The sequence below is a fragment of the Brevundimonas sp. genome, assembly GCF_041648615.1.
Lineage (GTDB): Bacteria > Pseudomonadota > Alphaproteobacteria > Caulobacterales > Caulobacteraceae > Brevundimonas.
This window is the reverse complement of the sequence record NZ_JBAZOS010000039.1, coordinates 1-26370: the sequence shown is the minus strand read 5'-3', so window position 1 is coordinate 26370 and position 26370 is coordinate 1. Positions and strand designations below refer to the sequence as shown.

At 70.4% G+C, this 26370-nt stretch carries 26 protein-coding genes; 14 read left to right on the top strand and 12 right to left on the bottom strand.

Annotated features, from left to right (window positions below; translation table 11 throughout):
• The 4 genes from WC555_RS13110 to WC555_RS13095 all read left to right on the top strand — a co-directional run.
• Nucleotides 1-1056: heparinase II/III family protein (locus WC555_RS13110; RefSeq protein ID WP_373254205.1), on the top strand; the 1056-nt coding region annotated here is incomplete at its 5' end.
• A 93-nt stretch (nucleotides 1057-1149) separates the two neighbouring features.
• Nucleotides 1150-2046 (top strand): thioredoxin, encoded by an 897-nt coding sequence (gene trxA, locus WC555_RS13105; protein ID WP_373254203.1) that lies wholly within the window; start codon nucleotides 1150-1152, stop codon nucleotides 2044-2046.
• A 9-nt stretch (nucleotides 2047-2055) separates the two neighbouring features.
• Entirely contained in the window at nucleotides 2056-2715 is a 660-nt protein-coding gene (locus tag WC555_RS13100; RefSeq protein WP_373254201.1) for an LON peptidase substrate-binding domain-containing protein, read from the top strand.
• Nucleotides 2716-2822: 107 nt separating this feature from the next.
• Nucleotides 2823-3017, top strand: a complete 195-nt coding sequence (locus WC555_RS13095) for a Trm112 family protein (protein WP_055831844.1) — start codon at nucleotides 2823-2825, stop codon at nucleotides 3015-3017.
• Here WC555_RS13095 and WC555_RS13090 read toward each other — a convergent pair.
• Nucleotides 3014-4267 (bottom strand): UbiH/UbiF/VisC/COQ6 family ubiquinone biosynthesis hydroxylase, encoded by a 1254-nt coding sequence (locus tag WC555_RS13090; RefSeq protein WP_373254199.1) that lies wholly within the window; start codon nucleotides 4265-4267, stop codon nucleotides 3014-3016. The two genes, WC555_RS13095 and WC555_RS13090, sit on opposite strands and share 4 nt — an antisense overlap.
• Nucleotides 4268-4347: 80 nt before the next feature.
• On the opposite strand from WC555_RS13090, the gene WC555_RS13085 reads away from it, so the two are divergent.
• From WC555_RS13085 to WC555_RS13070, 4 genes are all read left to right on the top strand, one after another.
• A complete protein-coding gene (locus WC555_RS13085) occupies nucleotides 4348-5433 on the top strand; it encodes a Tat pathway signal protein (protein ID WP_373254197.1) in 1086 nt (361 codons plus the stop codon).
• A 92-nt stretch (nucleotides 5434-5525) separates the two neighbouring features.
• The gene (locus tag WC555_RS13080) at nucleotides 5526-7892 is read left to right on the top strand and encodes a DNA translocase FtsK 4TM domain-containing protein (RefSeq protein WP_373254195.1); all 2367 of its coding nucleotides are present in this window, start codon (nucleotides 5526-5528) and stop codon (nucleotides 7890-7892) included.
• A 184-nt stretch (nucleotides 7893-8076) separates the two neighbouring features.
• Nucleotides 8077-8709: an outer membrane lipoprotein carrier protein LolA gene (locus tag WC555_RS13075; protein WP_373254193.1), complete on the top strand. Its 633-nt coding sequence runs from the start codon at nucleotides 8077-8079 to the stop codon at nucleotides 8707-8709.
• 259 nt (nucleotides 8710-8968) lie between these two features.
• Nucleotides 8969-9763, top strand: coding sequence for an exodeoxyribonuclease III (locus WC555_RS13070; protein WP_373254191.1), 795 nt, complete (start codon nucleotides 8969-8971; stop codon nucleotides 9761-9763).
• On the opposite strand, the gene WC555_RS13065 is transcribed toward WC555_RS13070, so the two are convergent.
• Nucleotides 9760-11163: an SLC13 family permease gene (locus tag WC555_RS13065; protein WP_373254189.1), complete on the bottom strand. Its 1404-nt coding sequence runs from the start codon at nucleotides 11161-11163 to the stop codon at nucleotides 9760-9762. The two genes, WC555_RS13070 and WC555_RS13065, sit on opposite strands and share 4 nt — an antisense overlap.
• Before the next feature lie 62 nt (nucleotides 11164-11225).
• Between WC555_RS13065 and WC555_RS13060 the strand changes: the two genes are divergently transcribed.
• Nucleotides 11226-12050 (top strand): hypothetical protein, encoded by an 825-nt coding sequence (locus tag WC555_RS13060; RefSeq protein ID WP_373254187.1) that lies wholly within the window; start codon nucleotides 11226-11228, stop codon nucleotides 12048-12050.
• On the opposite strand, the gene WC555_RS13055 is transcribed toward WC555_RS13060, so the two are convergent.
• Both WC555_RS13055 and WC555_RS13050 read right to left on the bottom strand, forming a co-directional pair.
• Complete coding sequence (locus tag WC555_RS13055; RefSeq protein ID WP_373254185.1) at nucleotides 12051-12737, bottom strand: response regulator transcription factor; 687 nt, start codon at nucleotides 12735-12737, stop codon at nucleotides 12051-12053.
• A gap of 62 nt (nucleotides 12738-12799) precedes the next feature.
• A complete protein-coding gene (locus WC555_RS13050; RefSeq protein WP_373254183.1) occupies nucleotides 12800-13516 on the bottom strand; it encodes a YggS family pyridoxal phosphate-dependent enzyme in 717 nt (238 codons plus the stop codon).
• Between WC555_RS13050 and WC555_RS13045 the strand changes: the two genes are divergently transcribed.
• On the top strand, nucleotides 13515-14156 hold the full coding sequence (locus WC555_RS13045) for a thiamine phosphate synthase (protein WP_373254181.1): 642 nt from the start codon (nucleotides 13515-13517) through the stop codon (nucleotides 14154-14156). The two genes, WC555_RS13050 and WC555_RS13045, sit on opposite strands and share 2 nt — an antisense overlap.
• Here the strand turns inward: WC555_RS13045 and WC555_RS13040 are convergent, their stop codons facing one another.
• Nucleotides 14157-14546, bottom strand: coding sequence for an NtrZ family periplasmic regulatory protein (locus WC555_RS13040; RefSeq protein ID WP_373254179.1), 390 nt, complete (start codon nucleotides 14544-14546; stop codon nucleotides 14157-14159).
• A 410-nt stretch (nucleotides 14547-14956) separates the two neighbouring features.
• On the opposite strand from WC555_RS13040, the gene WC555_RS13035 reads away from it, so the two are divergent.
• The 4 genes from WC555_RS13035 to holA all read left to right on the top strand — a co-directional run bounded on the left by WC555_RS13035 (nucleotide 14957) and on the right by holA (nucleotide 19594).
• On the top strand, nucleotides 14957-15430 hold the full coding sequence (locus WC555_RS13035) for a DUF3576 domain-containing protein (protein WP_373254177.1): 474 nt from the start codon (nucleotides 14957-14959) through the stop codon (nucleotides 15428-15430).
• Nucleotides 15431-15493: 63 nt separating this feature from the next.
• Nucleotides 15494-18052 (top strand): leucine--tRNA ligase, encoded by a 2559-nt coding sequence (leuS, locus tag WC555_RS13030; protein ID WP_373254175.1) that lies wholly within the window; start codon nucleotides 15494-15496, stop codon nucleotides 18050-18052.
• Nucleotides 18052-18531, top strand: a complete 480-nt coding sequence (gene lptE / locus WC555_RS13025; protein WP_373254173.1) for an LPS assembly lipoprotein LptE — start codon at nucleotides 18052-18054, stop codon at nucleotides 18529-18531. The genes leuS and lptE overlap by 1 nt, the downstream gene beginning before the upstream one ends.
• 10 nt (nucleotides 18532-18541) lie before the next feature.
• A complete protein-coding gene (gene holA, locus WC555_RS13020; RefSeq protein WP_373254171.1) occupies nucleotides 18542-19594 on the top strand; it encodes a DNA polymerase III subunit delta in 1053 nt (350 codons plus the stop codon).
• Nucleotides 19595-19780: 186 nt separating this feature from the next.
• Here holA and WC555_RS13015 read toward each other — a convergent pair whose 3' ends face one another.
• The 7 genes from WC555_RS13015 to mnmE all read right to left on the bottom strand — a co-directional run bounded on the left by WC555_RS13015 (nucleotide 19781) and on the right by mnmE (nucleotide 26313).
• Nucleotides 19781-19966 carry a hypothetical protein gene (locus WC555_RS13015; RefSeq protein WP_300470359.1) on the bottom strand — a complete coding sequence of 62 codons (186 nt, stop codon included), beginning with the start codon at nucleotides 19964-19966 and terminating at the stop codon, nucleotides 19781-19783.
• 4 nt (nucleotides 19967-19970) lie between these two features.
• On the bottom strand, nucleotides 19971-20582 hold the full coding sequence (locus tag WC555_RS13010) for a methyltransferase domain-containing protein (RefSeq protein ID WP_373254169.1): 612 nt from the start codon (nucleotides 20580-20582) through the stop codon (nucleotides 19971-19973).
• Nucleotide 20583: 1 nt separating this feature from the next.
• Entirely contained in the window at nucleotides 20584-21429 is an 846-nt protein-coding gene (locus tag WC555_RS13005; protein WP_373254209.1) for a ParB/RepB/Spo0J family partition protein, read from the bottom strand.
• An 85-nt stretch (nucleotides 21430-21514) separates the two neighbouring features.
• Entirely contained in the window at nucleotides 21515-22333 is an 819-nt protein-coding gene (locus tag WC555_RS13000) for a ParA family protein (protein WP_373254207.1), read from the bottom strand.
• Nucleotides 22323-22943, bottom strand: a complete 621-nt coding sequence (rsmG, locus tag WC555_RS12995) for a 16S rRNA (guanine(527)-N(7))-methyltransferase RsmG (RefSeq protein WP_373254167.1) — start codon at nucleotides 22941-22943, stop codon at nucleotides 22323-22325. Before rsmG ends, WC555_RS13000 begins: the two co-directional genes overlap by 11 nt.
• Nucleotides 22944-23076: 133 nt before the next feature.
• Nucleotides 23077-24933, bottom strand: coding sequence for a tRNA uridine-5-carboxymethylaminomethyl(34) synthesis enzyme MnmG (gene mnmG, locus WC555_RS12990; RefSeq protein ID WP_373254165.1), 1857 nt, complete (start codon nucleotides 24931-24933; stop codon nucleotides 23077-23079).
• A 69-nt stretch (nucleotides 24934-25002) separates the two neighbouring features.
• Nucleotides 25003-26313 carry a tRNA uridine-5-carboxymethylaminomethyl(34) synthesis GTPase MnmE gene (mnmE, locus tag WC555_RS12985; RefSeq protein ID WP_373254163.1) on the bottom strand — a complete coding sequence of 437 codons (1311 nt, stop codon included), beginning with the start codon at nucleotides 26311-26313 and terminating at the stop codon, nucleotides 25003-25005.
• Nucleotides 26314-26370 lie beyond the last annotated feature (57 nt).

Here is a 26370-nt window from a genome sequence, read left to right as displayed (position 1 = left end):
CCCGGGGCGCTGGACCGCACCGTCGGCCCCGACGGCGGCCACGCCAGCCGCAGCCCGGAAGCCGGGCTGGAACTGCTGCTCGACCTTCTGACGCTGGACGACGCCCTGCCGCAGGTCTCGGAAGCCACGCCCGAACCGGTCCGCGTCGCGATCCAGCGCCTGACCCACGCCTTGCGCCTTCAGACCCTGCCGGACGGTCGGCTGACCACCCTGCAGGGCGGGGGGCCCTCCACCATCGCCCGGGTCGCCGCGGCGCGCGCCCATGACGACGCCCACACGGACGCCGCCAGCGGGACGGTCGCCGGCGTCGCCCGCATCCGCAGTCCGCTGCTGACGGTGGCCACGGATATCGCCGCCCCCGCGCGCGGCGCGTGGTCGGGCGCGGCCTGCGCCCAGCCGATGGCGCTGGAGATCGTCTGCGGCAAGGACCGGATCGTCACCGGCTGCGGCTGGACTCCGCGCGCCGCCGATCGCCAGGGCCTGCGTCTCGCCCCCGGCCACTCGACCCTGACTCTCGGCGACGGTTCGACCGGCGAACCCCTGGGCGGCTGGCGCGGCGAGTTGCTGGGCCACCGTCTGGTCGGCCGGCCGCTGCACGTCACGGTCGATCAGCGCGACGGCGAGGGTGCGGTCTGGCTGGAGGTCGAGCACGACGGCTGGGTGCATGACTACGGCCTGCTGCACCAGCGCCGCCTGTATCTGGACCAGCGCCTCGACGAACTGCGCGCCGAGGAGCGGCTGCACCCCGCGCCGGGGCAGAAGGAGGTGGTTCGCGCCATCGCCGCCCCCTATGCCGTGCGCTTCCAGCTGGAACCGGGCGTCCAGGCCTCGCTGGCCCGCGACCGCCGCTCCATCCTGCTGCGCGGCCATTCGGGCCGGGGCTGGTGGTTCCGCACCGACGGGCCCGACGTGGCCATCGAGCCGTCCGTCCATATCGACGAGGGCCTGACCCGGCGATCGCTGCAGATCGTCGTGCGCGGCTCGGCCCGCACTGATTCCGAGACCAAGATCCGCTGGAAGCTGAGCCCCGCCGGCGCCGGCGGCGATCCTTCCTGATTCTTTGCCCTTGAGACGAAGGGTCGCCGCGACCATCTGGCGACTGCCGCGTTACGCCTTTCCGACCACAGGACCGACCCCCGAAGGACGACCATGAGCCTCGCCGACCCCACCGCCCTGCCCGACGACCTGATCAAGGAGGGCTCCGACGCCGGCTTCATGGCCGACGTCATCGAGGCCTCGAAGATCCAGCCCGTTCTGGTCGACTTCTGGGCGACCTGGTGCGGGCCGTGCCGGACCCTGACGCCGATGATCGAAAAAGCCGTGCGCGCCGCCGGCGGGGCGGTGAAACTGGTCAAGATCGACGTCGACAAGAACCCGGCCTATGCGGGCCAGCTGCGCGTCCAGTCGATCCCGACCGTCTACGCCTTCGTCAATGGCCAACCGGTCGACGGCTTCCAGGGCGCCGTGCCCGACAGTCAGCTGAAGGCCTTCATCGACAAGCTGACCGGCGGCGAGAGCGCCAGCTCCGACATCGAACAGCTCCTGTCCCTCGGCGAGGAGTCCCTGTCGCTGAACGACCTGGGCGGCGCGGCCCAGGCCTTCGCCCAGTTGCTGACGCTGGAGCCGGACAATCAGAAGGCCATCGCCGGCATGGCGCGGGTTTATCTGGCCGACGGCGATACGGACCAGGCCCGCCAGACCATCGCCATGGCCCCGCAGGACTCGAAGGAGCCGACGGTCCAGAGCGTGCGCGCCCAGCTGGCCCTCGCCTCCGCCGCCCCGACCGGGGCGGCGACCGAGCTGGAAGCCCGCGTCGCCGCCGATCCGGCCGATCATCAGGCCCGCTACGACCTGTCGCTGGCCCAGGCCGCCGCCGGCGACCTGACGGGCGCGGTCGACAGCCTGCTGGCCATCGTCGCCGCCGACCGGGAGTGGAACGACCAGGCCGCCCGCAAGCAGTTGCTGGTCGTCTTCGACGCCGCCGGCGCGGCCTCCGACATCGCACGGGACGGTCGCCGCCGCCTGTCCTCCATCCTGTTCGCATAGGAGGCGCGGGTGGCGCAGGGATATGTCAAAGCCGCCGACCTGCCGCAGGTCATCCCTGTGTTCCCGTTGCCGGGCGCCATCCTGCTGCCGCGCGGCCAGCTGCCGCTGAACATCTTCGAACCGCGCTATCTGAACATGATCGACGACGCCATGGCCGGCGACCGGATCATCGGCATGCTTCAGCCCCAGTCCGGCTCGCCCCGCCTGCCCGGACTTTCGCCGATCGGATGCGCCGGCCGGATCACCAGCTTCGCCGAGACCTCGGACGGCCGCTATCTGATCACCCTGACCGGCTGCGCCCGCTTCCGTCTGGCCAGCGAGCTGCCGGCGCAGACCCCCTATCGCCAGATTCGCGCCGATTTCACCCCGTTCGAGGACGACCTCAGCGCCCCGCCGGAGGACGACATCGGCGTCGACCGCGACCGCCTGCTGGACGCCCTGCGCGCCTATCTCGAGATGCGCGGCCTCGACATCGACTGGGACACGGCCGAGACCGCCCCGCCCGAGGCCCTGATCAACAGCCTGTCGATGGCCCTGCCGTTCGAACCGCCCGAGAAACAGGCGCTGCTGGAAGCCGTCAGCCTGACCGACCGTTCGACCGTCCTGACGGCGCTGCTGACCATCGACGCCGCCAGCGACGGCGAGGGCGAAACGCCGGTGATGCAGTAAGGGATGAGGGATGAGGGATGAGGGTCGAGGGATGAGGCCGCTGCTACAGCCAGGAGCCTTCTTCCTCATCCCTCGACCCTCATCCCTCATCCCTGTATCTTCCCCCCATGTCCGACACCTTCCACACCCCCGCCTCGGTCGATCCGCGCCTGCTGGAGGTGCTGGTCTGTCCCGTCACGCGCGGCAAGCTGACCTATGACCGCGAGCGCCAGGAGCTGGTGTCGAAGGGCGCCAAACTGGCCTATCCGATCCGCGACGGCGTGCCGATCATGCTGCCGGAAGAGGCGCGCACGCTGGACTAGACCGCCTCGCCCCGGAGCAGCCGCGGCAAATCCCCCGTCGCGCCGCCGGCCTCGTGCATGAAGGCGCGGCGCAGGGGGGCGATGCGGTTGACGGCGGCGATGCCCAGACCCCGCGCCAGCCGCACCGGCGCAAGATCATTCGAGAACAGCCGCACGAAGGCGTCGAACCCCGCCGCCAGCGCCGCATTGTCGAACCGCCGCCAGCGGGCGTAGCGGTCCAGCACCGTGTCCGAGCCGATGTCCTCGCCCAGCCGCATGGCCTCGATCAGCACCTCGGCCAGGGCGGCGGCGTCCTTCAGCCCCATGTTCAGCCCCTGGCCCGCGACCGGATGCACCCCGTGGGCGGCGTCGCCGATCAGGGCGATGCGCGGCGCGGTCAGGGCCTCGGCCAGCTGCAGCGACAACGGATAGACGAAGCGCGGGCCGACCACCGTCACATCCTCGAGGAAGTCGCCGAACCGCCGCATCAGATGCGACTGGAAGGCGGCGTCGGACGCGGCCTTCAGGGCCTCGGCCCGGCGCGTCGTCTCGGTCCAGACCAGACTGGCGCGCTGTTCCGTCAGCGGCAGGATGGCGAACGGGCCCGAGGGCAGGAAATACTCATGGGCGACATTGCCGTGGTCCCGCCCCAGGGACACGGTCGCCACCACCCCGCTCTGGCCATAGCCCCAGCCGACGGTTTCAATGCCCGCAGCCTGTCTCACCGCTGAGCCACGCCCCTCGGCGCCGACCACGAGCGGGGCCTGAAGCCGGGAGCCGTCGGCCAGGGTCACCGTCGCCAGACCGGGCCCGCTCTCGACCCCGGCGACGGCGGCGGGAGCCCTGATCTCGAGTCCCGCCGCGACGACCGCCTGGGCCAGCGCCATCCGGATGCGCCGGTTCTCGACCATGTAGCCGAGCGGCTCGCCGTCGGTGCGGTCGCCGATCTCGTCGGCGTCGAACCGCAGGAAGGCGGAACCGGCCGGCCGCGACGCCGCCCCCGGACGGCGCCCGTCGGTGACCAGGATCCGGTCCATCCGGCAGGCGTGCGGCCGCAGCCCCTCGCCCACGCCGAGGGCGTCCAGCATGCGGAAGGTCGAGAAGGCGATGGCCGTCGACCGGCCGTCGAACGCCGGCGCCAACTGCAGGGAGAAGGGCTGGGGATCGACCAGCACGACCTTCAGCCCGCCCTGGGCGGCGGCCAGCCCGAATGTCGCCCCCACCAGCCCGGCGCCGGCGACGATGAGGTCATAGTGTTCTGTATCGGCCATTCCTCCTTGTCGCGCCGCGATTGAGCGAGGTCAAAGCCCTCTCGCGACTGCGGCGCTATGGCTCAGGATGGAGGTCGGCCATGAACAGACGGAATCTGCTTCTGGGCGCCGGAGCGCTGGCCGTGGCGGGCGGCGCCGGTGTCGCGGGATGGCGCGCCTCGGTCGGGTCTGTCGCCGACTACGACCGCTATTCGGACCGGCTGCGCGCGGCCATGCCGCCCGATCCGGCGATGGCCGATCTGATCCGTTACGCGACCCTCGCCGCGAACGGCCACAACACCCAGCCCTGGCGCTTCCGCATCAAGGGCGAGACGATCGACATCCTGCCCGACCTCTCGCGGCGCACGCCCGTGGTCGATCCGGACGATCACCATCTCTTCGTCAGCCTCGGCTGCGCGGCGGAAAACCTGCGGATCGCCGCGACCGCGACGGGACGGCCCGGGGCGCTGTCGATCGACGACGCCGGGGCACGCTATGTCTTCGACCGCGGATCCGCGCGGACCGATCCGCTGTTCGCCGCCATCCCGGCGCGCCGGTGCAGCCGGACGCTGTATGACGGCCGGCCCGTGCCGAACAGCGACCTCGAGACCCTGCGGCGGGCGACGGACACGCCCGGGGTGCGGCTGGTGCTGCTGACCGATCGGCCGCGCATCGACCAGGCGCGGGACCTCGTCGTCGCCGGCAATGAGGCGCAGATGACCGATCCCGCCTTCATGGCCGAGCTGAAGCGCTGGCTGCGGTTCAATCCGGGCGACGCCATGCGGACCGGCGACGGCCTGTACTCGGCCGCCAGCGGCAGCCCGATCCTGCCCGCCGGCCTCGGCGGGATCGCCTTCGACCGCTTCTTCGCCGCGGCGGCCGAGAACGAGAAATACGCCCGTCAGATCGATTCCTCGTCCGGTCTGGCGGTGTTTCTGGCGGAACGCGCGGACCCGGCGCACTGGATGACGGTGGGCCGGGCCTGCCAGCGGTTCATGCTGGCGGCCACGGCGCTGGATCTCCGCTGCGCCTTCGTCAACCAGCCGGTCGAGGTCGCCGGGCTGAGGCCGGCGCTCGCCGACCTTGCCGGTGAAGCCGGACTGCGGCCGGACCTTGTGCTGCGCTTCGGCCGGGGGCCCGTCCTGCCCTTCGCGCCCCGCAGGCCTGTGGCCGCGGTGATCGTGTGAACCCGGGCGCCGGGGCCGCTGGTAAATGACCCCTTAACCCTGCCCGGGTGACAACAGCGGGTCTGTTCGACCCGTCCGGAGTTCCCCGCCGCATGTCCGCCGCCCTCGCCATCGGCCATCGCGCCTTCGAGAGCGCCCGCATCGTCTGGGGCGCGCCCATCGCGATCAAATTCCGCGGCGTGCTCCAGGCCCTGCTGGCCGCCCTGCTGCTGGTCGCCCTGATCTCGTGGAATCCGGCCGACCCCAGCCTGAACGCCGCCTCGGGCGCGGCCCCGACCAACTGGCTGGGCCTGAACGGCGCCCTGTTCGCCGACCTGTTCATGCAGTCGCTGGGGCTGGCGGCCTTTCCCGCCGTCCTGCTGCTGATCGCCTTCGGCCTCGCCTCGGCCATCGGCGACGTCATCCAGCAACGCCTCAAGCCCACAGCGCTGAAGACCCTGTCGGCCGCGGGCGGGGTGCTGGCCCTGTCCGCCGCCCTCTCGGCCCTCGCCCCGCCGGCGGCCTGGCCGCTGGCCGCGGGTCTCGGCGGCCTGTGGGGCGACGCCATCGTCGGCCTGATCCGCATGGCCTGCACAGCCCTGCGCATCCCCGGCGCCCCGATCATCGCCGGCGTCCTCTTCTTCCCCATGGCCCTGTGGGCGGTCGGCTACGCCATCGGTCTGAGACTGGCGGACGTCGGCGACGCCCTGCACTGGGCGGGACGCCGCCGGACCGCCGCGCCCGCACCCGCCAGAGCCCGCCCGGCCGCGGCCAAGGCCCCGCCCCGACCACGCCCGGCGCCCGAGCCCGACGACTATCCCACGATCGGCCTGGACGCCCCGGCGGATCCGCCGTGGAACGCCCCGGTCCCCGCCCGCGAGGCGCCCGAGCCGAAGGTCGCCGCCGCCAAGGCGCCCAGGGCCTCGAAGCGCGAACTCGACGACAGCCAGGTCGCCTTCGACTTCGCCCGCCCTTCAGGCGGATTCGAACTGCCGCCGCTGTCGATGCTGACCAAGCCCGCCAAACGCGTCGCCTCGGTCGATGAGGAGGCGCTGAAGCAGAACGCCAAGATGCTGGAAGGCGTGCTGCAGGAGTTCGGCGTGCGCGGCGTCATCGACCAGATCCGTCCCGGCCCCGTGGTCACCCTGTACGAACTGGTGCCCGCGCCGGGGGTCAAGCACGGCCGCGTCGTGGCCCTGTCGGACGACATCGCCCGCTCCATGTCGGCCCGCGCCTGCCGCATCAGCGTCGTGCCCGGTCGCAACGCCATCGGCATCGAACTGCCCAACGCCAAACGCGAGACCGTCTATCTGCGCGACCTGCTGGCCTCGACCGAATACGACAAGCCGGCCCACCTGCTGCCCCTCGCCCTCGGCGAGACCATCGGCGGCGAGCCCTATGTGGCCGATCTGGCGCGCATGCCCCACCTGCTGATCGCCGGCACCACCGGCTCGGGCAAGTCGGTCGGGGTCAACGCCATGATCCTGTCGATCCTCTACCGGATGACGCCGGCCGAGTGCCGCTTCATCATGATCGACCCCAAGATGCTGGAGCTGTCGGTCTATGACGGCATCCCGCACCTGCTGGCCCCCGTCGTCACCGATCCGAAGAAGGCGGTCGTCGCGCTGAAATGGACCGTTCGCGAGATGGAGGACCGCTATCGGCGCATGTCCAAGCTCGGCGTGCGCAACATCGCCTCGTACAACGAGCGCGCCCGCGAGGCCGTGGCCAAGGGCGAGCATTTCGAACGCACCGTCCAGACCGGCTTCGACGACCAGGGTCGCCCGGTCTATGAATCCGAGAAAATCCGCCCCGAACCCCTGCCCTTCCTGGTCGTCGTCATGGACGAGATGGCCGACCTGATGCTGGTCGCGGGCAAGGATGTGGAGGGGGCGGTGCAGCGTCTGGCCCAGATGGCCCGCGCCGCCGGCATCCATCTGATCATGGCCACCCAGCGTCCCTCGGTCGATGTCATCACCGGCACCATCAAGGCGAACTTCCCGACCCGGATCTCCTTCCAGGTCACCTCCAAGATCGACAGCCGCACGATCCTCGGCGAACAGGGCGGCGAGCAGCTGCTGGGCCAGGGCGACATGCTCTACATGGCCGGCGGCGGCCGCATCACCCGCCTGCACGGGCCGTTCGTGACCGACCAGGAGGTCGACGAGGTCTGCAAACACCTGCGCGGCCAGGCCGAGCCCGACTACCTCGACCTGATCACCGACGATCCGGACGGCGACGGCGACGCGGCCTTCGACGACGAGGGCGGCGGGGGGTCGGGCGACGACCTCTATGACCGCGCCGTGGCCGTGGTCACCCGCGACCGCAAGGCCTCGACCAGCTACATCCAGCGACGCCTGCAGATCGGCTACAACCGCGCCGCCTCCCTGATCGAGCGGATGGAGCAGGAGGGCGTCGTCAGCCAGGCCAACCACGCCGGCAAGCGCGACATCCTGGCGGGACCGCCGCCCATGGCGTAGGCGCGCTACCGCTCGCCGCGCGGCGGCTCGCTGCTTGAGCGCTTTTCCGGTTTTCGGAACCCGCGGCGATGAACGGCGCTTCATTCCGCCGCCGGAATATGGTCAGGCTCGGGCCATGCCCGCGCCTTTCGCAGTCCGCATGACGGCATGATCGACAACCATCCCGAACGGGAGAAGACCCTCTATGACCGTCTCACGCCGCGCCTTTGCTTTCGGAACCGCCGCCATCACGGCGTTCGCCGCCCTGCCGGCCGCCGCCCAGACCGGCCTTTCGGCCGAGGACCGCGCCGTCGTGGCCCAGGCCCAGGCCTATCTGCAGAACATGACCTCGGCCCAGGGCAATTTCGTCGAGACCTCGGGCGCCCAGCGCCGTGAAGGCCGCTTCTGGATTCAACGCCCGGGCAAGATGCGCTTCGAATACACCGCGCCGGCCGGCCTGCTGGTCGTGTCGGACGGCTCGAACGTCAAACGCTACGACCCGCGCCTGAACGTCTTCCGTCAGGTGCCGCTGGGCTCCACGCCGCTGTCGACCTTCCTCGCGCGGACCGTGCGTCTGGATCAGGGCGTGCGCATCGACCGCGTCACCCGCATGGCCTCGGGCGCCTTCGCCATCACCGCCCGCGACAACCGCCGGCCCAACGACGGCTCGGTCATCCTGTCCTTCGCCGGCAGCCCCCTGCGTCTGCACGAGTGGACCATCACCGACGCGCAAGGCGGCCGCACCCGCACCCAGCTGACCACCCTGCAGCCGGCGCCCGGCCTGGCCGCCAGCCTGTTCCAGCTCAGCGACCCGACCCGCCGTCCGCGCCGGAACTGATTCCCGCAGCAGGCGAAACCGCGTTTGACTTTTTTCGCCGCCCGTGGCACTTTCGCCACAGGTCGGCGGGAGCCGACCGGACCGCTACGGATTTCATCCCCTTCCCGGCGGCGAGAGACGAACCTTCCAGCGCCCGGTCTCCTGACCGGGCGCTTTTTTGTGGGGCGACGAAGTCGCCTGGGGCGCTATCGCTCGCCGCGCGGCGGCTCGCTGCTTGAGCGCGGTGTACGGGACGCGTCTGGCTGCTAGAGCCTTCACCATGCTTCGCATCGCCACCTGGAACATCAACTCCGTCCGCCTGCGCATCGACCAGGTCGCGCGCTTCGTCGAGGAGAGCGGAACCGACGTCCTGTGCCTGCAGGAGATCAAATGCCTCGAGGACCAGTTTCCCCGGGGGGCCTTCGAGGCCATGGGCATGCCCCATCTGAAGATCGGCGGCCAGAAGGGCTGGCACGGGGTCGCCATCGCCAGCCGCAAACCGATCGGCGAGGCTCCGAAATTGGACGTCTGCCGCGAGGGGCACGCCCGCTGCGTCTCGGCCATGGTCGAGGGCGTCGAGATCCAGAATTTCTACATCCCCGCCGGCGGCGACACGCCGGACCGGGCGGTGAACCCGAAATTCGATCACAAGATGGACTTCTACGAGCGTCTGACCGCCGAGATGGCGGGCCGCGACAAGCAGCGGCCGCTGGTGCTGGCGGGGGATTTCAACATCGCCCCGGGCGAGAACGACGTCTGGAACCACCGCTATATGTCGAAGATCGTCAGCCACACCCCGCTGGAGGTGGAGACCCTGCGCCGGCTTCAGGCCGCGGGCGGGTTCGCCGATGTCGTCCGCGACCAGTTCCCCGAACCGCAGAAGCTGGCCAGCTGGTGGAGCTATCGCGCCGCCGACTTCCGCAAGTCCAACCGCGGCCTGCGCCTCGACCACCTCTGGACCTCGCCCGGCCTGACCCCGGCGGTGGCGGCCGGCACGGCGCGCATCCATGACGCGGTGCGCGAATGGACCCAGCCCAGCGACCACGCCCCGGTCACGGTCGATCTGGACGTCTAGAAGGGGAAGAAGACCGGAATGGCGACCATGGCCGCCGCCCAGGTGATCAGGTTCAGCGGCACGCCCACCCGCACGAAATCCATGTAGCTGTAGTTGCCCATCTGGAAGACCAGCACATTGGTCTGATAGCCGAACGGCGTGGCGAAGGCGGCCGAGGCGGCCATCATGACGCAGACCAGGAAAGGCCGGGGATCGACCCCGAAGCTCTCGGCCAGGGCCACGGCGATCGGGGTGATCAGCACGGCGACGGTGGCGTTGGACAGCAGTTCGGTGGCGAACAGGGTGACGCCGTAGAAGATGATCAGGGCCCCCATGGGCCCGAGGGGCTCGACCACGCCGATCAGGGCGGCGGCGCCGGCTTCCGCCAGTCCCGTGACCTCGATGGCCGTGCCCACCACCACCATGCCAGCGATCAACAGCAGGATTTCGGGCCGCAGGCCGGCATAGGCTTCGTCGGCGCTGATCACCCGGATCAGGATCAGCACGACGGCGCCGGCGAAGGCGCTGGCCGCGATCGGCGCCCATCCGAGCACCGAGACCACGATCACCGCCACGAATACCCCGATGGAGGCCAAGGCGCGCTTCGGTTCCAGCGGCCGCTCCTTGGCGCTCTCGTACAGGGCGACGTCGCCCAGGACGGCGTCGCCTGACCCGTCCGGCTGGCTTCGCGCCTCGCCGATCGCCGGCAGGCCGAACCAGCGCCGGCGCGGGCGGGCGATCGCGGTCAGGGCGGCGCGGCGGTCCCGCTCGGCCTGGGCCTCGGCCATGTCGGCCTCTTCCGCGCTCGACACGCGGTCGAGCTGTCGGGCGCCGATCAGATACAGGTACGCGGCGCCGGCCAGGCCGATGGCCAGGCCTACGCCCGTGATGTCGAACAGGCCGAAGACGGGCTGTCCGGCGTTGGTCGCCATGTCGTTGACCAGCAGGTTGGTGGAGGTGCCGATCAGGGTCAGCGTCCCGCCCATCACCACAATATAGCTCAGCGGCATCAGAAACCGCTTGGGCGACAGGTTGAGCGACAGGGCCATGTCGCGCACCACCGGCGCGGCCAGAACCACCACCGGCGTGTTGTTCAGGAAACCGCCAACCGAGCCGCACAGGGCGATCACCAGCCAGATTCCCCGGGAGCCCAGCCGCCGGGTCAGCGCCGTCGCCCGGCGGATCAGGAAGGCGAGGAGGCCGGACAGTTCGATGGCGTAGGCGATGACGAACAGGCCGGCCAGGGCGATCACCGCCGGACTGGCGAAGGCGCCCTGGACCTCCACCGGCCGGACGACGCCTAGCATCAACAGCACCGCGGCCCCGGTCAGAGCCACGACGTCGGCCCGCAGCTTGCCATGGATCAGGGCGGAGACGACACCGGCCAGAACCGCGAGGGCGGCAATCTGATCGAACGTCATGAACCCTCCCTGCTCCTCCGCGCTTGAGTTAGGGGTAGCGGATCGAAGGAGCGGACGGTTCCATGGCGCGAAACATTGGACAGGCGATGCTGGGCGTCATCGGCGCCGCCGTCAGTCTCGCCGCATGCGAACGGCCCGCGCCGACCGTCGCCCCCGGCGCGGACCCGGAGACCGCACCGTCTGTTGGCCAGGAGCCGGCCTCGTCGCCGCCGGTTCTGGCCCGGGCGGAGTTGCTCTCGGCCGTCGCCGCCGCCGCCTCGGACGCGGCCGGCGGGGTCGCCCGAACCGGCCCATCCGGGCTCGGCGGACGCCAATTCAGATTGAAGATCGCATTCGGCTGCCTCGGCGAGGACGCGCCGCCACCGGGTCTGGACCCGGTTCGTGACGGCGTCGCGCGCTGGTCGCGGGCGGCGGATCGAGGAAATTTACGCCTCTCCCTCTCCCCCGCGGACTGGAGCGACGGCGACCCGAGCGGGTCTCCACCTGCCGGGTTCGACGGCGTGGAGGGCGTGTGGATCCCCCACCCGTGGATGATGGGCGAAGGCTGTCCGGCCCCTGGCCTTCCCATGACGGACGAGCGGGTGGCGAAGATCGGTCCGCGGGTGGGGCTGGCAATGTTGCGGGCGGAAGGCGCCTCCCGGCTGGGTCGGGCCGGGTCGGGGGACTTCTCATATAGGGTGCGCGGTCAGGACGGCGCGCCCGCCCCGGCCGACGGCTATCGTCTGGTCATTGAAGGCCGACTGACGGCCTGGGCTGACGGCCGGGTGATCCGCTGCCGCGTCATATGGGCGGACGAGCCACCAGCCTGCGTCATCGGCGCGGCCGTGGACAGGATCGCCTTCGAGGACGCTGCAGGCGTCCGTCTCAGCGAATGGCGCCCCGGCTGATCAGGGCTGCAGCCGGTATCCGCCCGCATCGGTCAGCAGAAGGCGCGCCTGGCCGGGCTCGGGCTCGATCTTCTGGCGCAGGCGGTAGATGTGGGTTTCCAGCGTATGGGTCGTGACCCCGGCGTTGTAGCCCCAGACCTCGGTCAGCAACTCCTCGCGCGACACGGCCTTGGCCCCGGCGCGATAGAGGTACTTGAGGATGTTGGTTTCCTTCTCGGTCAGCCGGACCTTGCGCGCCTTGTCGTCGACCAGGATCTTGGCGGCGGGCCGGAACTCATAGGGGCCGATGCGGAAGACGGCGTCCTCCGACTGTTCGTGGCTGCGCAGATGGGCCCGGATGCGGGCCAGCAGGACGGCGAACCGGAAGGGCTTTGTGACATAGTCGTTGGCCCCCGACTCCAGTCCCAGCACGGTGTCGGAATCCGAGGACTGGCCGGTCAACATGATGATCGGGGTCGAAACCCCGTCCTTGCGCAGCAGGCGGCAGGCCTCGCGGCCGTCCATATCCGGCAGGTCCACGTCCAGCAGGATCAGGTCGGCCCGCACCTCGCGGCCCATGCGGACGCCCTCGGCGGCGGTCGAGGCCTGAACCGGCCGGAAGGCCTCGTGCAGGGCCAGCTGTTCGGCCAGCGCCTCGCGCAGGTCGTCGTCGTCGTCGATGATCAATATGGTCTTGGGCGTGGGCATGGGTACCAGAATGGCGAGCGTCGGCGGTTCCGCCAAGGGTCGGACCGCAAGCGGAGCGGTTTTCAGTCCATAGAGGGTGTTTGCGGGGTGTTTCGTTCCCCGAACAGCGCCGAACCGACGCGAACATGGGTCGCGCCGAAGCGGATGGCGGTCTCGTAATCGCCGCTCATGCCCATGGAAAGGGCCCTCAGGTCATTGCGGCGGGCGATTTGACCCAGCAGGGCGAAATGCGCGTCCGGCGCCTGATCCGCCGGAGGAATGCACATCAATCCCTCCAGGTTCAGGTCCAGCGACCGGGCGCGGGCGATCAGGGCGTCAGCGTCGGCCGGCAGAACTCCCGCCTTCTGCGGCTCGGCCCCGGTATTGACCTGGATCAGCACCCGCGGCCGCTCGCCGAGCTTGGCGGCGGCGGCGGCCAGCGCTTCGGCCAGCCGGGGCCGGTCCAGGGTCTCGATGACGTCGAACAGGGCGACGGCGTCCCGGGCCTTGTTGGTCTGCAGCGGCCCGATCAGGCGGAGTTCCAGATCGGGAATGGCCAGGCGGCGATCCGCCCAGCGCGCCTGCGCCTCCTGCACCCGGTTTTCACCGAACACACGCTGGCCCGCCGCCAGTATGGCGTCGATCGCCTCGGGCGGCCGGGTCTTGGTCACGGCGGTCAGAACGACGCCGTCCGGCGCGCGTCCGGCGGCGCGACAGGCTTGGGCGATACGCCGACCCACGCCCTGAAGGCGGTCCGCGACGCTGGACGCACCGGCGTGATCGGGGGATGAGGAAGCCATGAACCGCTCGGACGCTGAAACCCTGTGGGACGTCGCCCGTGTCCTCGCACGCGACGCCGCCAAAGTCAGCCGGGCGCCGACGTCGCGGGACCTCCCGCCGCTGCTGTTCTTCACCGACCCCGCCCGTACGCCTCGCCCGTGGGAGACCGCGGGGCGGTTGCCCGCCGGGACGGCCGTGGTGTTCCGTCCTTTCGGTCAGGCGGAGGCGCGGGACACCGCCCTGCGGCTGCGCGAAGTGACGGCGGCGGTGGGCGTTCAGCTGCTGATCGGTCTGGACGCCGATCTGGCCGAGGCTGTCGGCGCGGACGGCCTGCACCTGCCTGAACGCGCCCTGGATCAGGCCCGGACACTGTCGGAAGCTTACCCGGACTGGCTGATCACCGGCGCGGCCCACGCCGGTTCCGCGCTTGACGCCCCCCACCTGCACGCCCGGGTCCTGTCGCCGGTCTTCGCGGCGGGCGGCGCTTCGTCGGCGACGCCGCCTCTGGGTTTGGCGGCGTTTCAGGCCCTGGCCGCCGCGGCGGCGTGTCCGGTCTACGCCCTCGGAGGAATCGATGCGAAGACCGCGCGCGACCTCATCGGCTCGGGCGCGTGCGGTCTGGCGGGGGTGTCGGCGATCCAGGCGGCGTTCAGCGCCTGATCAGAAGCGGAAGATCGATTCCAGCCGGAAGCGCGGCGCAGATCGACGTTCCGTAGGCGCTGTCGCCGGATCGGTGTTGGTTTCGGCCAGGCCGGCGGCGGCGCCGACGCGCAGGCGCGGATTGACGCGGTAATAGGCCCCGGCCTCGACGTCGCCGACATTGCTGTCTCGCGTTTCCGGCTGGCTCAGGTTCAGGTCCAGACCCCAGCGGCCGCGCTCGGTGAAACGCAGCCGCGACGGGCCGGCGGCGGCGCGGGCGGACTGGGCCTCGGTCAGGGAGACGGCGGGCGCGCGCGTACGGGCGGCGGTCTGAGCCGACGCCACATCGGCCACAACGAGGAGTGCAATCCCCGCGGCCATTCCAGCGATGACGGCGCTTTTGCTGCGCATGTCCTGCCCTTCACGCCACGACGGGGGTCCCGTCGTGATCACTCCCAGCAAATAGACACCGCTGGTCAGCCCGGTCAACGAAACGGCGCCGCTGTCGCGGGGTTCCCGTCGACTCTCGGGACTCCTGTGGCGCGAGCGTCACGGCCCAAAACACCTGCATTGCGCGAGTGCGGCCCCACCCCCGCGCCCGAAACGCCAGGTCGGGTTCGGCGCGCCTGGCGTGCCGAGGCGGTGAAACCCGCCATCCTCGGGCCCGCCGGAGACGATCAGGCGGCGCCCGCGCGTCTTCGCCTTGTCATCGCCCCTTTTCGCCGTGTTATAGAGCCTCGCTTCGGCGCGACCCATGTTCGGGCGGCCAGCGCGTGCGCGGAACGGGTCCGCGACACGTCTCGATCGAATGGAGTTTCTCGATGGTGCTGGTTCGCGGTGCGACGTTCGCCCTCCTCGCCTCGGGCGTTCTGCTGAGCGGTTGCTCGTCCGACCGTCCGTTCGGACCCACCGTGGGCGACGTGTTCGGCGGCGGCGCCACGCCCGCACGGTCCGCGGCCGCGGCCCAGGCCGGCATCGGCGTCAACGCCTTCCTGTGGCGCGCCACCCTCGACACCATGGCCTTCATGCCCTTGGCCAACGCCGATCCCTGGGGCGGGGTCATCAACTACGACTGGTACACCGACCCGGCCAACCCGAACGAGCGCTTCAAGGCCACGGTCTTCATCCTCGACACCCGTCTGCGCGCCGACGCCCTGAACGTGACGGTGACCAAGGAAGTCCGTGACGCGACGGGCCAGTGGGTCGGCGCCCGCGTGGCGGCCCAGACCGAGACCGACCTGGAAAACGCCATCCTGACCAAGGCGCGCCAGCTCAACCTCCAGAACGCCGGCTAACCCTCCCCGACCCCCACCGCCTCCTTCTGGCCCCGCCTTCAGGAGCGACCCTGAAGGATTCCCGTGGCCCGATACGAGCCCAAGACCGCCGAACCCCGCCAGCAGGCCCGCTGGGCGGCCGCAGACGCCTTCCGCACCCCGACCGAGGGGACCGGCAAGCCGAAATACTATGTGCTGGAGATGTTCCCCTATCCGTCGGGGGCCATCCACATGGGCCATGCCCGCAACTATGTCATGGGCGACGTGGTGGCGCGGTCGAAGCGGGCGCAGGGGTTCGACGTGCTGCACCCCATGGGCTGGGACGCCTTCGGCCTGCCGGCCGAGAACGCCGCCATCGAGCGCGGCATTCACCCGGGCGACTGGACCTGGTCCAACATCGCCGCCATGCGCGACCAGCTGAAACTCCTGGGCCTGTCGCTGGACTGGTCGCGCGAGTTCGCCACCTGCGACCCGGCCTACTACGGCAAGCAGCAGGCCTGGTTCCTGGAGCTGTTCAGGCGCGGCCTGGTCTATCGCAAGGACTCGGTCGTCAACTGGGACCCGGTCGACAACACCGTCCTGGCCAATGAACAGGTCGTCGACGGCCGCGGCTGGCGCTCGGGCGCGGTGGTCGAGAAGCGCAAGCTGAACCAGTGGTTCCTGCGCATCACCGATTACGCCGACGACCTGATCGAGGGGCTGAAGGAGCTGGAAGGCCGCTGGCCCGACAAGGTCCGCCTGATGCAGGAGAACTGGATCGGCCGGTCGAAGGGCCTGCAGATGACGTGGAAATGGGCCGGTGACGCGCCCGCCGTCACGCCGGACGGTCTGGAGATCTACACCACCCGCCCCGACACCCTGTTCGGCGCCAGCTTCATGGGCGTGGCCCCCGACCATCCGGTCGCCCGCGCCCTCGCCGAAACCGATCCCGCCGCGGCCGCCTTCGTCGCCGCGTGCCGCAAGGGCGGCTCGACCCAGGCCGAGATCGAACAGGCCGAGAAGATCGGCTTCGACACGGGGCTCAAGGTCATCCATCCGTTCGACGGCCGCGAGGTCTCCGTCTGGATCGCCAATTTCATCCTGTCGGAATACGGCACGGGCGCCATCTTCGGCTGCCCGGCCCATGACCAGCGCGATCTGGACTTCGCCCGCAAATACGCCCTGCCCGTAATCCCGGTCGTGAGACCTGACGGCGCCGGCGACGATTTCGAAGTCGGAACAGAAGCTTACGTCGGTCCCGGTCGGCTGTTCCGCTCGGACTTCATGGACGGGATGGAGATCGAACCGGCCAAGGCGGCGGCCATCGCCCGCATCGAGGCCGCCGGACAGGGCCAGGGCGCGACCATCTATCGCCTGCGCGACTGGGGCGTGAGCCGCCAGCGGTACTGGGGATGTCCCATCCCTGTGATCCATTGCGCCAAATGCGGCCCGGTCGGCGTTCCGGCCGACCAGCTGCCCGTCGAACTGCCCAGGGACGTGACCTTTGACACGCCCGGCAACCCGCTGGACCGACATCCGACCTGGAAGCACGTCTCCTGCCCCTCATGCGGCGGCGAGGCGGTGCGCGAGACCGACACCCTCGACACCTTCGTCGACTCCAGCTGGTATTTCGCCCGCTTCACCGACCCGACGGCGTCCGAGCCGATCTCCAAGGCGGCCGCCGACAAATGGCTGCCGGTCGATCAGTATATCGGCGGCGTCGAACACGCCGTCCTGCACCTGCTCTACGCCCGCTTCATCTCCCGCGCCCTCTCCGACGCCGGCCTGATGTCGGTGCGCGAACCATTCGCCGGCCTGTTCACCCAGGGGATGGTGGTCCATGAGACCTACCGCCGCGCCGACGGCGCCTGGGTCGAGCCGACCGACGTCGAACTGACCAACGAAGCGGGCAAACGCTCGGCCCGCCAGCTGTCGACCGGCGAGACCCTGATCATCGGCGACATCGAGAAGATGTCCAAGTCGAAGAAGAACGTCGTCGCTCCCCAGGAGATCGTGGAGGGCTATGGCGTCGACGCCGGGCGCCTGTTCGTCCTGTCCGACAGTCCGCCCGAGCGCGATGTACAGTGGACCCCGGGCGGCGTCGAAGGCGCCGGCCGCTTCGTCCAGCGCGTGTGGGCCGAGGTGGACGGGTTCGATCCCGCCGCCGCCGGCGACCCCGGGGCGGACGCGGCCCTGATCCGGGAAACGCACAAGGCCATCAAGGCGGTGTCGGAAGGCGTCGCGGCCTTCCGTTTCAACTCGGCCATCGCCAAGCTGTACGGCTTCATCGCCACCATCCGCGATACGCCGAAGGCGGGCGGCGCGGCGCGGCGCGAGGCCCTGTCGGCCCTGACCCGGCTGATCGCCCCCTTCACCCCCCACCTGGCCGAGGAGTGCTGGACGCGCCTCGGCGAACAGGGGATGGTGCTGGACGCCGCCTGGCCGGACTTTGATCCGGCCCTGGCGGCCGATGACGAGGTGGTTCTGCCGATCCAGGTCAACGGCAAGCGCCGCGGCGAGATCCGCGTCGCCCGCGGGCTGGAGCCGGCCGAGGTCGAGGCCATCGTGATGGCCGACGCCGATGTGCAGGCGCGGCTGGAGGGTCAGACGGTGAGGAAGATCGTGGTGGTCAAGGATCGCATCGTCAATCTGGTGGTCGGCTGATGCGTCGCCTCGCCCTCGCCCTTGTCTCTGTTGTGGGACTGTCCGCCTGCGGCTTCACGCCCCTGTATGGCGACGCCGGCGCGGGCCCGTCGCTGTCGCGGATCGCCGTGACGACCCAGGACGACCGCCTCGGCTATCGCGTCCGCGAACAGCTGGAGGACGCCCTGGGCCGAGACGGCTCGCAGGAGCCGCTGTGGCGACTTCGGGCCACCATTGAACAGTCCCGCCTGCCCCTGGGCCGCCGCATCGACGACACCGCCACCCGCTACGAGTTGACCGTCCGGGGGGCGTGGACCCTCACCCCGGTCGGCGGCGGCGAGGCTGTCGCGGGCGTCGAGACCGTCACCACCACCTATGCCGCCGCCGACCAGCCCTACGCCGCCATCGCCGCCCAGCAGGACGGTGAGGAACGCGCCGCCGCCGAACTGGCGCGCCTGATCCGGCTGGACATTCTGCGGGCGCTTTCGGCCCGGCCTTGAGGGTCGCCCGATGATCCTCGCCAAACGGCCCGAGGTCGACCGCTTCCTCTCGTCGCCCGACCGTGGCGTCCGCGCCGCCGTGATCCACGGCAAGGACCGCTCCGGCGTCGCGGAACGGGCGGGGATTCTGTGCAAGGCGATCACGCCGGATCTGAACGACCCCTTCAACGTCACCGTCCTGACCGACAGCGACATCGACGGCGACGAGGCGCGGCTGGAAGAGGCCCTCACCGCCCTCAGCATGATCGGCGGCCGCCGTCTGGTCCGGGTGCGGCTGGGATCCGAGAAGGCCTCGATCGACAAGATGCTGGCCGCCGCGCTCAAGGCGCACGCCGAGGGCGCCTACAACCCCGACGCCATGCTGGTCATCGAGGCCGGAGCGCTGGGTCGGGACTCGGCCTTGCGAAAGGCCGCCGAAGGGGCTTCGGGCGCGGTCGGCATCGCCTGTTATGAGGATGAGACGGGCGATGTGGCGCGGATGACGCGCGAGGCCCTGGCCGCCGACAAGGTGGGGCTGACGGGCGACGCGCTCGACCGGTTCGTCAGCCGTCTGCCGCGCGAGCGTGGGCTGATGCGGCAGGAGATCGAGCGGCTGGCCCTCTATATCGGCCCCGGCTCGGGCAAGACCATCGATGTGGCCGAGCTGGAACAACACCTCGGGGTCGAGGCCGACGCCTCGCTGCAGGACGCGGCGCTGCAGGCCTTCGGGGGTCGCCCCGCCCCGGCCCAGTCCGGTCTTCGCCGCGCCCTGGCGGAAGGAGAATCGCCTGTCATGGCGGTGAGACAGGCCTCGATCCACCTCGGTCGCCTGCGCCGTATCAATGTGCTTCTGGCCAATGGCTCGGGCGCCAAGGAGGCGGCCAAGGCGGCGGGGGTGTTCTGGAAACAGGAGGCCGAAATGCTGCGTCAGGCGCGCAGCTGGCGGCTGGAGGACCTCGACCGGGTGCTGGACAGCGTCAACGCCGCCGACATCGCCACCAAGACCACGGGCTCGCCCGACCAGCTGATCGCCGAACGTCTGCTGCTGGAAATCTCCGCCCGGGCGAGACGACTCGGGCTCTAGAAGGGCCCGGAAACACCCCCGAAAAGACCGGAGAATTCAGCGACGGTTTCGCGAGGAATTCGAATACGGATCGGAAGAAACGGGAGACACGGACGACAGGCGGGCGAGACCGGCCTCACCCCCTCCGTCACGGCGCGAAGGCGCGCCGCGGAAGGTCTCCCCACGCGTTGGGGAGGAGACGGCTGACTAGCCGCGCTTCGAGGCCTTGCGGAAGGCGGGCTTGGCGAGCTGCAGATTGCGCGCCTGCTGGGCCTTCTGTTCGGCGCGTTCGCCGCCCTGCAGGCCCGCAGGCGTGGCGCCGCCGCCGGCCTTCTTGGCGGCGAGCGCGCGCTTCATGGCTTCGGCGGTGGGATTGCTGGGCTTGTCGGTCATGGGGTCATTCTCGCACGCGGCGGCGCGACAACCAAACCGTGGCTCCGCCGCAGGCCGCATCATCAATCCGGTGATCGATCAGATCGAATCCCGACTCGTCCAGCGCCGCCCGATAGGCCTCGGGCGACAGGCTGGCGTGGTACAGCGGCTCGCCGCGCCATTCCCCGACGCTTTCGTCCGCCGTCGAGCCGCTGGTGAACATCAGCGCCCCGCCCGGCGCGACATGGCGCGCATGGACGGAAAACAGGCCGCGCTGGTCCCCGGGGGTCAGGTGGAAGGCGCTGTGCCAGGCGATGACGCCATCGAAGGTGCGGCCGAGGTCCAGCCCCCGCATGTCCGCGACCCGCCAGTCCTGGTCGGGAAAACGGGCCCGGCACAGGTCGATCAGGCCCGGCGCGGCGTCGACGCCGGTGACGCGCCGCCCCTGACGGACCAGATAGCCGGCGATCGGCTCCCCCGAGCCGCATCCGAGGTCGAGAACCCGCCCATGGGCCGGGACCTGGGCGAGGAAGGCGTCGAGCCAAGGCCGTTCGATCAGCGACCGTCCCCGGTCGGCGTCCCAGTCGTCGGCCCGGCGGCTGTAGAGGTCGATGATCCCGTCGGCCGGACCAGCCATGTCAGCCGCGCATCAGCCGGCGGCACAGGTCGTCCAGCTGTTCCAGCGTGCCGTAGCGGATGGTGATCTCGCCCTTGCCGCCCTTGTCGACCAGCTGGACCTTCAGGCCGAGAGCGTCGGCGAGATCCTGCTCCAGCGCCGCGACATCGGCCGCGCCCTCGCCTGACGCTGCGATCTTCGGGCGCGTCCTGCCCGGCGCGGGGCCTTCAGCGGCGCGTCGCGCCAGGGCTTCGGCCTGACGGACGTTCAGCCCCTCGTCGACGATCCGCTGGGCCAGGACCGCCGGGTTCGGCGCCGTGATCAGGGCGCGGGCGTGGCCGGCGCTCATCTTGCCGTGCCGCACGAACCACAGCACCTCTTCGGGGAGCTGAAGCAGGCGCAGGGTGTTGGCGACGTGGCTGCGGCTCTTGCCGACCACGCCGGCGACGGCGTCCTGGGTGCGGCCGAACCGCTCCATCAGCATCCGGTAGGCGTCGGCCTCCTCCAGCGGGTTGAGGTCGGTGCGCTGGACGTTCTCGATGATCGCAACCTCGAACACCTCGACGTCGTCCATCTCACGGACCACGATCGGCACCTCGGTCAGACGCGCCAGCTGGGCGGCGCGCCAGCGGCGTTCGCCGGCGATGATCTGCCAGACGCCGTCCTGGCCCGGCTGGGACCGCACCAGGATCGGCTGCAGAACGCCCTTGTCGCGGATCGAGCCCGACAGTTCGGCCAGGTCGTCGTTGTTGAAAATCTTGCGGGGCTGTTCCGGATTGGGCTTCAGGCTCTCGATCGGGGCCATGCGGACGCCCGCGGGCGCGGGGGCGCCGTCGACCGGGGCGCTCTCGGCCACCTGTTCTCCCAGAAGGGCGGAGAGACCCCGCCCCAATCCCCGTTGCGGGCCGCGTTGACGTTCGCTCAAGACACTGATTCCGTTCTTCTATTCATAGTCACGCGGCCTGAAGCCGACGGGACTTCTCACGCGCCACCACTTCGCGGGCGAGACGCAGATAGGCCTGACTGCCGGCGCATTTCAGGTCGTAGATCAGGGCCGGCTTGCCGAACGACGGAGCTTCGGCCACGCGCACATTGCGGGGAATGACGGCCTCATAGACCTTCTCCCCGAAATGGGACCGGACGTCGGCCGCGACCTGACCCGACAGGGCGCTGCGCCGGTCGTACATGGTCAGGACCAGACCCTGGATCTCCAGCGTGGGATTGAGGCTCTGCCGCACCATCTCGATGGTCTTCATCAGCTGGGTCAGGCCCTCCAGCGCGAAGAATTCACATTGCAGCGGCACCAGCACGGCGTCCGCCGCGGCCATGGCGTTGAGGGTCAGCAGGTTCAGCGACGGCGGGCAGTCGATCAGGACGTAGTCATACCGGGTCTGCCCTTCCGCCCCCTGCCCCGCGAGCGCGTCGCGCAGACGGAAGGAGCGGCGGTCGGCCTGGCTCAGCTCGATCTCCACGCCCGACATGTCGGCGTCGGCGGGAATGATGTGAAGGCCGGGCACGCTGGTCGGGACGGCGGACTCGTCGACCGAGCGGCCGTCGACGATGACGTCATAGATGGTCACCCGTCGTGTTTCACGTGGAACACCCAGACCCGTGGAGGCATTGCCCTGCGGGTCCATGTCGACGATCAGCACCTTTTCGCCGATGGCGGCCAGGGCGGTCCCGAGGTTGATGGCGGTCGTGGTCTTGCCCACGCCGCCCTTCTGGTTGGAAACCGCGAGGACTCTCGTCCGGCCTTGGGTCTTACCGGTTATGGACACGTCGAAGGCTCCGGACGGAAACGATACGGCCGCGCGGGTCACTGCGCGAGACGGAGAGGTCGCTATCGAACTGCCAGACCTTGCGGGCTTCGATCAACTCAGCCTCGGCCTTTTCCCCCTTGAGAAACAGCCCCTGTGCGCCGCGCTGTAGATAAGGCTGTGCATAGCCGAGAAGCCGCTCCATCGGCGCCAGGGCGCGGGCGGTGACGACGTCCACGGTGACCCTCTGTTCCTCGGCCCGGCCATTGATCACCGTGGCCCGCAACGACAGCCCGTCCACCGCCTCCTGCAGGAAACGGCAGCGCTTCCCGAGACTGTCGATCAGCCAGACATGGCTGTCGGACCGATCCTTCAGCAGGATGGCGAGGACCAGTCCGGGGAAGCCGGCCCCCGCCCCGAGGTCGGCCCAGGTGCGGGCCTCGGGCGCCATTCCCAGCAGCTGCGCCGAGTCCCAGATATGCCGGTTCCAGACGTCGGGCAGGCTGTCGGGTCCGACGAGGTTCATCACCGCATTGGTCTCGGTCAGCCGCTCGATGAAGATGTCGAGGTCGGCCATCTGCGCCGGGGTGGCGCTCATGAGGGCCTGGAATTCGGAGGGGGTCATCGAACCGTCTCCTCCCCATTCCATGGGGAGGTGGCGCGGCGCGCAGCGGCGTGACGGAGGGGTTGGCGGCCGCGGCCCCTCCACCCCTTCGGGGTCCCCCTCCCCATTGCATGGGGAGGAGACGGGAAGGCTGTCATGCCGCCACCCGCGCCCGTTTCACGTGGGACAGAAGCGCTGTCAGAGCCCCCGGAGTCATACCCTCGATCCGTCCCGCCTGGCCCAGGGTGCGTGGCTGGACCAGGGTCAACTTCTCCCGGACCTCGTTCGACAGGCTGCCGATGGCGGCGTAGTCGAGATCGACCGGCAGGGCGAGGGCCTCCTCGCGCCGCAGGGCTTCGGCGTCCGACGCCTGGCGGTCCAGATAGCCCGCGTAGCCGGCGTCGATTTCGACCTGTTCGCGAACCTGCCGGGACCAGCGGGCGATTTCGGGGCGGACCGCGATGAAGGTTTCCAGGGTCACACCGGGGAAGGCCAGCAGGTCGCGGATCGAGCGGCGCTGGCCGTCGGCGTTGACGTGAATCCCGAGCGCGCCCGCCTCCTTGGGCGTGAAGACCGTTCCACGTGAAACAGCCGCCGCCTCGGTCAACTGCGCGGATTTGGCCGCGAAAGCCTGTGACCGCCCCGACGAGACGATCCCGGCCGCCTCAGCGATCGGGGTCAACCGTTGATCGGCGTTGTCGGCGCGGAGCGTCAGTCTGTACTCCGCCCGGCTGGTGAACATCCGGTAGGGCTCGGTCACCCCGCGCGTGACCAGATCGTCGATCATGACCCCGATATAGGCCTGGTCCCGGCCGAGGATGATCGGGTCAGAGCCCGAGGCCGCGCGGGCGGCGTTGAGACCGGCGATCAGCCCCTGGGCCCCCGCCTCCTCATAGCCCGTGGTGCCGTTGATCTGGCCGGCGAGATACAGGCCGGGCCGCTTCTTGACCTCGAGCGCCGGCGTCAGCTCGCGCGGATCGACATAATCGTATTCGATGGCGTAGCCGAAGCGGAACACCTCGACCGCCTCCAGCCCCGGGATGGTGCGCAGGAAGGCGGCCTGGGTGGCGTCGGACACCGAGGTCGAGATGCCGTTGGGATAGACCGTGGGGTCGTCGAGACCCTCGGGCTCGAGAAAGATCTGGTGCGAGGTCTTGTCGGCGAACCGGACCACCTTGTCCTCGATCGAGGGGCAGTAGCGGGGGCCGCGGCCGGACAGGTGGCCGCCATAGACGGCGCTGTCGCCGAGGTTGTCGGCGATGATCCGGTGGGTGGCCCCGGTCGTATGGGTCACGCCGCAGGCGATCTGGGGCACGTCGATGCGGTCGGTCAGGAAGCTGAACGGCACGGGCTCGGCGTCGGCCTGCTGCATCTCCAGGCGGTCCCAGGCGATGGTGCGGCCGTCGAGGCGGGCCGGCGTGCCGGTCTTGAGTCGGCCCATCTGCAGGCCCGCGCCGTACAGGTCGGCGGCGAGGCCGGTCGAGGGCGCCTCGCCGTGGCGGCCGGCCGGGATGCGCTGGTCGCCCTTGTGGATGACGCCGTTCAGGAAGGTGCCCGTGGTCAGGACCACCGCCCCGGCGCGGACTTCGGTCCCCTCGCCCGTGACCACGCCGACGACGCGACCGCCGTCGAGGATCAGGCTTTCGGCCGTGCCCGCCATCAGGGTCAGGTTCGGCGTTTGCGCCAGTTCGGCCTGCATGGCCTCGCGGTAGAGGCGGCGGTCGATCTGGCTGCGCGGTCCCTGGACCGCCGCGCCCTTGGAACGGTTGAGCAGGCGGAACTGGATGCCGGAGACATCACCCAGCCGGCCCATGACGCCGTCCATGGCGTCGATCTCGCGCACCAGATGGCCCTTGCCCAGGCCGCCGATGGCCGGGTTGCACGACATCTCGCCGATGGTCTCGAGCTTCTGGGTCAGCAGCACGGTCTTCGCCCCGGCGCGCGCCGAGGCGCCCGCGGCCTCGCAGCCGGCGTGCCCGCCGCCGATGACGATGACGTCGAAGGAGTTCATGGCCGGGGAGATAGGACAAAAGCGCCCGAAACGCCACCGGCGCCAAGCGCGGGTTTCACGTGAAACAGCTCATTTGCCGATGCAGAAGGTCGAGAACACCTCGCCGAGAATGTCTTCGACCCCGATGGCCCCGGTCACCCGGCCCAGGGTCTCCGCCGCCCGGCGAAGATCGTCGCCGGCCATTTCCGGCCTGAGGTCGAGCGCCGTCCGCGCCGCCTCGACGTCGACCAGAGCCTCGGCCAGCCGGCGGCGGTGGCGTTCGCGGGTGACCGCCGGAAAGTCGGCGCCCGACAGATCGCGGGCCAGGCGGGCGGCGATCCAGTCGTGCAGATCCTCCAGCCCCTGCCCCGTCGCAGTGCTGACCTTGAGGCTCTCCAGACCGTCGACGGGTTCGGCCTCGCCGAGGTCGGCCTTGTTGAGGATCACCAGATCGCCCGGCCGCGCATGGTCGGCCGCGGCGCCCGGCGGGTCGCCCGGGCCGCGGACCCAGAGCCGCAACTCCGCCGCCTCGGCCCGCGCGCGGGCGCGACGAACCCCCTCGGCCTCGACGACGTCTTCGGACAGCCGCAGGCCGGCGGTGTCCGACAGGGTCACGGCGTAGCCGCCGATGATCACGTCGGCGTCCAGCACGTCGCGGGTGGTGCCGGCGATCGGGGTGACGATGGCGGCCTCGCGCGCGATCAGGGCGTTGAACAGCGACGACTTGCCGGCGTTGGTCTCGCCGATCAGGACGATGCGATAGCCCTCGCGAACCCGCTCGCCCCGGCGGGCGTCGGCCAGGGCCGCGCGCAGATCGGCGATCAGGGCGTCGAGGACCGGCCCGGCGGTCCGGGCGAGGTTGTCGGGGATCTCTTCGTCGGGAAAATCGATCTCGGCCTCGACCAGGGCCATGGCCTTGAGCAGGTCGCGGCGGAAGCCGGCGTAGGTGCGCGACAGGGCGCCGTCGAGCTGGCCCAGGGCCTGGGTGGCCTGGGCCGTGGTCTCGGCGTCGATCAGGTCGGCCACCGCCTCGGCCTGGGCCAGGTCCATGCGGCCGTTCTCGAAGGCGCGGCGGGTGAACTCGCCGGGCTCGGCGGGGCGCAGGCCGAGGGCGATCAGGGCGTGGCTGACGGCCTCGACCACCGCGCGGCCGCCGTGAAGATGGAGCTCGGCGCAGTCCTCGCCCGTGTAGCTGTGGGGCGCCGGGAAGCGCAGGACCAGGGCCTGGTCGATCGGCTGGCCGGCGTGGGTCAGGGTGCGGAGGGAGGCGAGACGGGGCTTGAGCCCGCCCGCCCCGAGGGCGGCCAGGGCGGCGTCGGTCGCCGGGCCGGAGAGGCGGAGAATGGCGATGGCGCCGCGGCCCGGCGGGGTGGCGAGGGCGAAGATGGTGTCCGGGGTCATGAGTCTCCTCCCCCTTCATGGGGGAGGGGGACCGCGCAGCGGTGGAGGGGGTCAGAC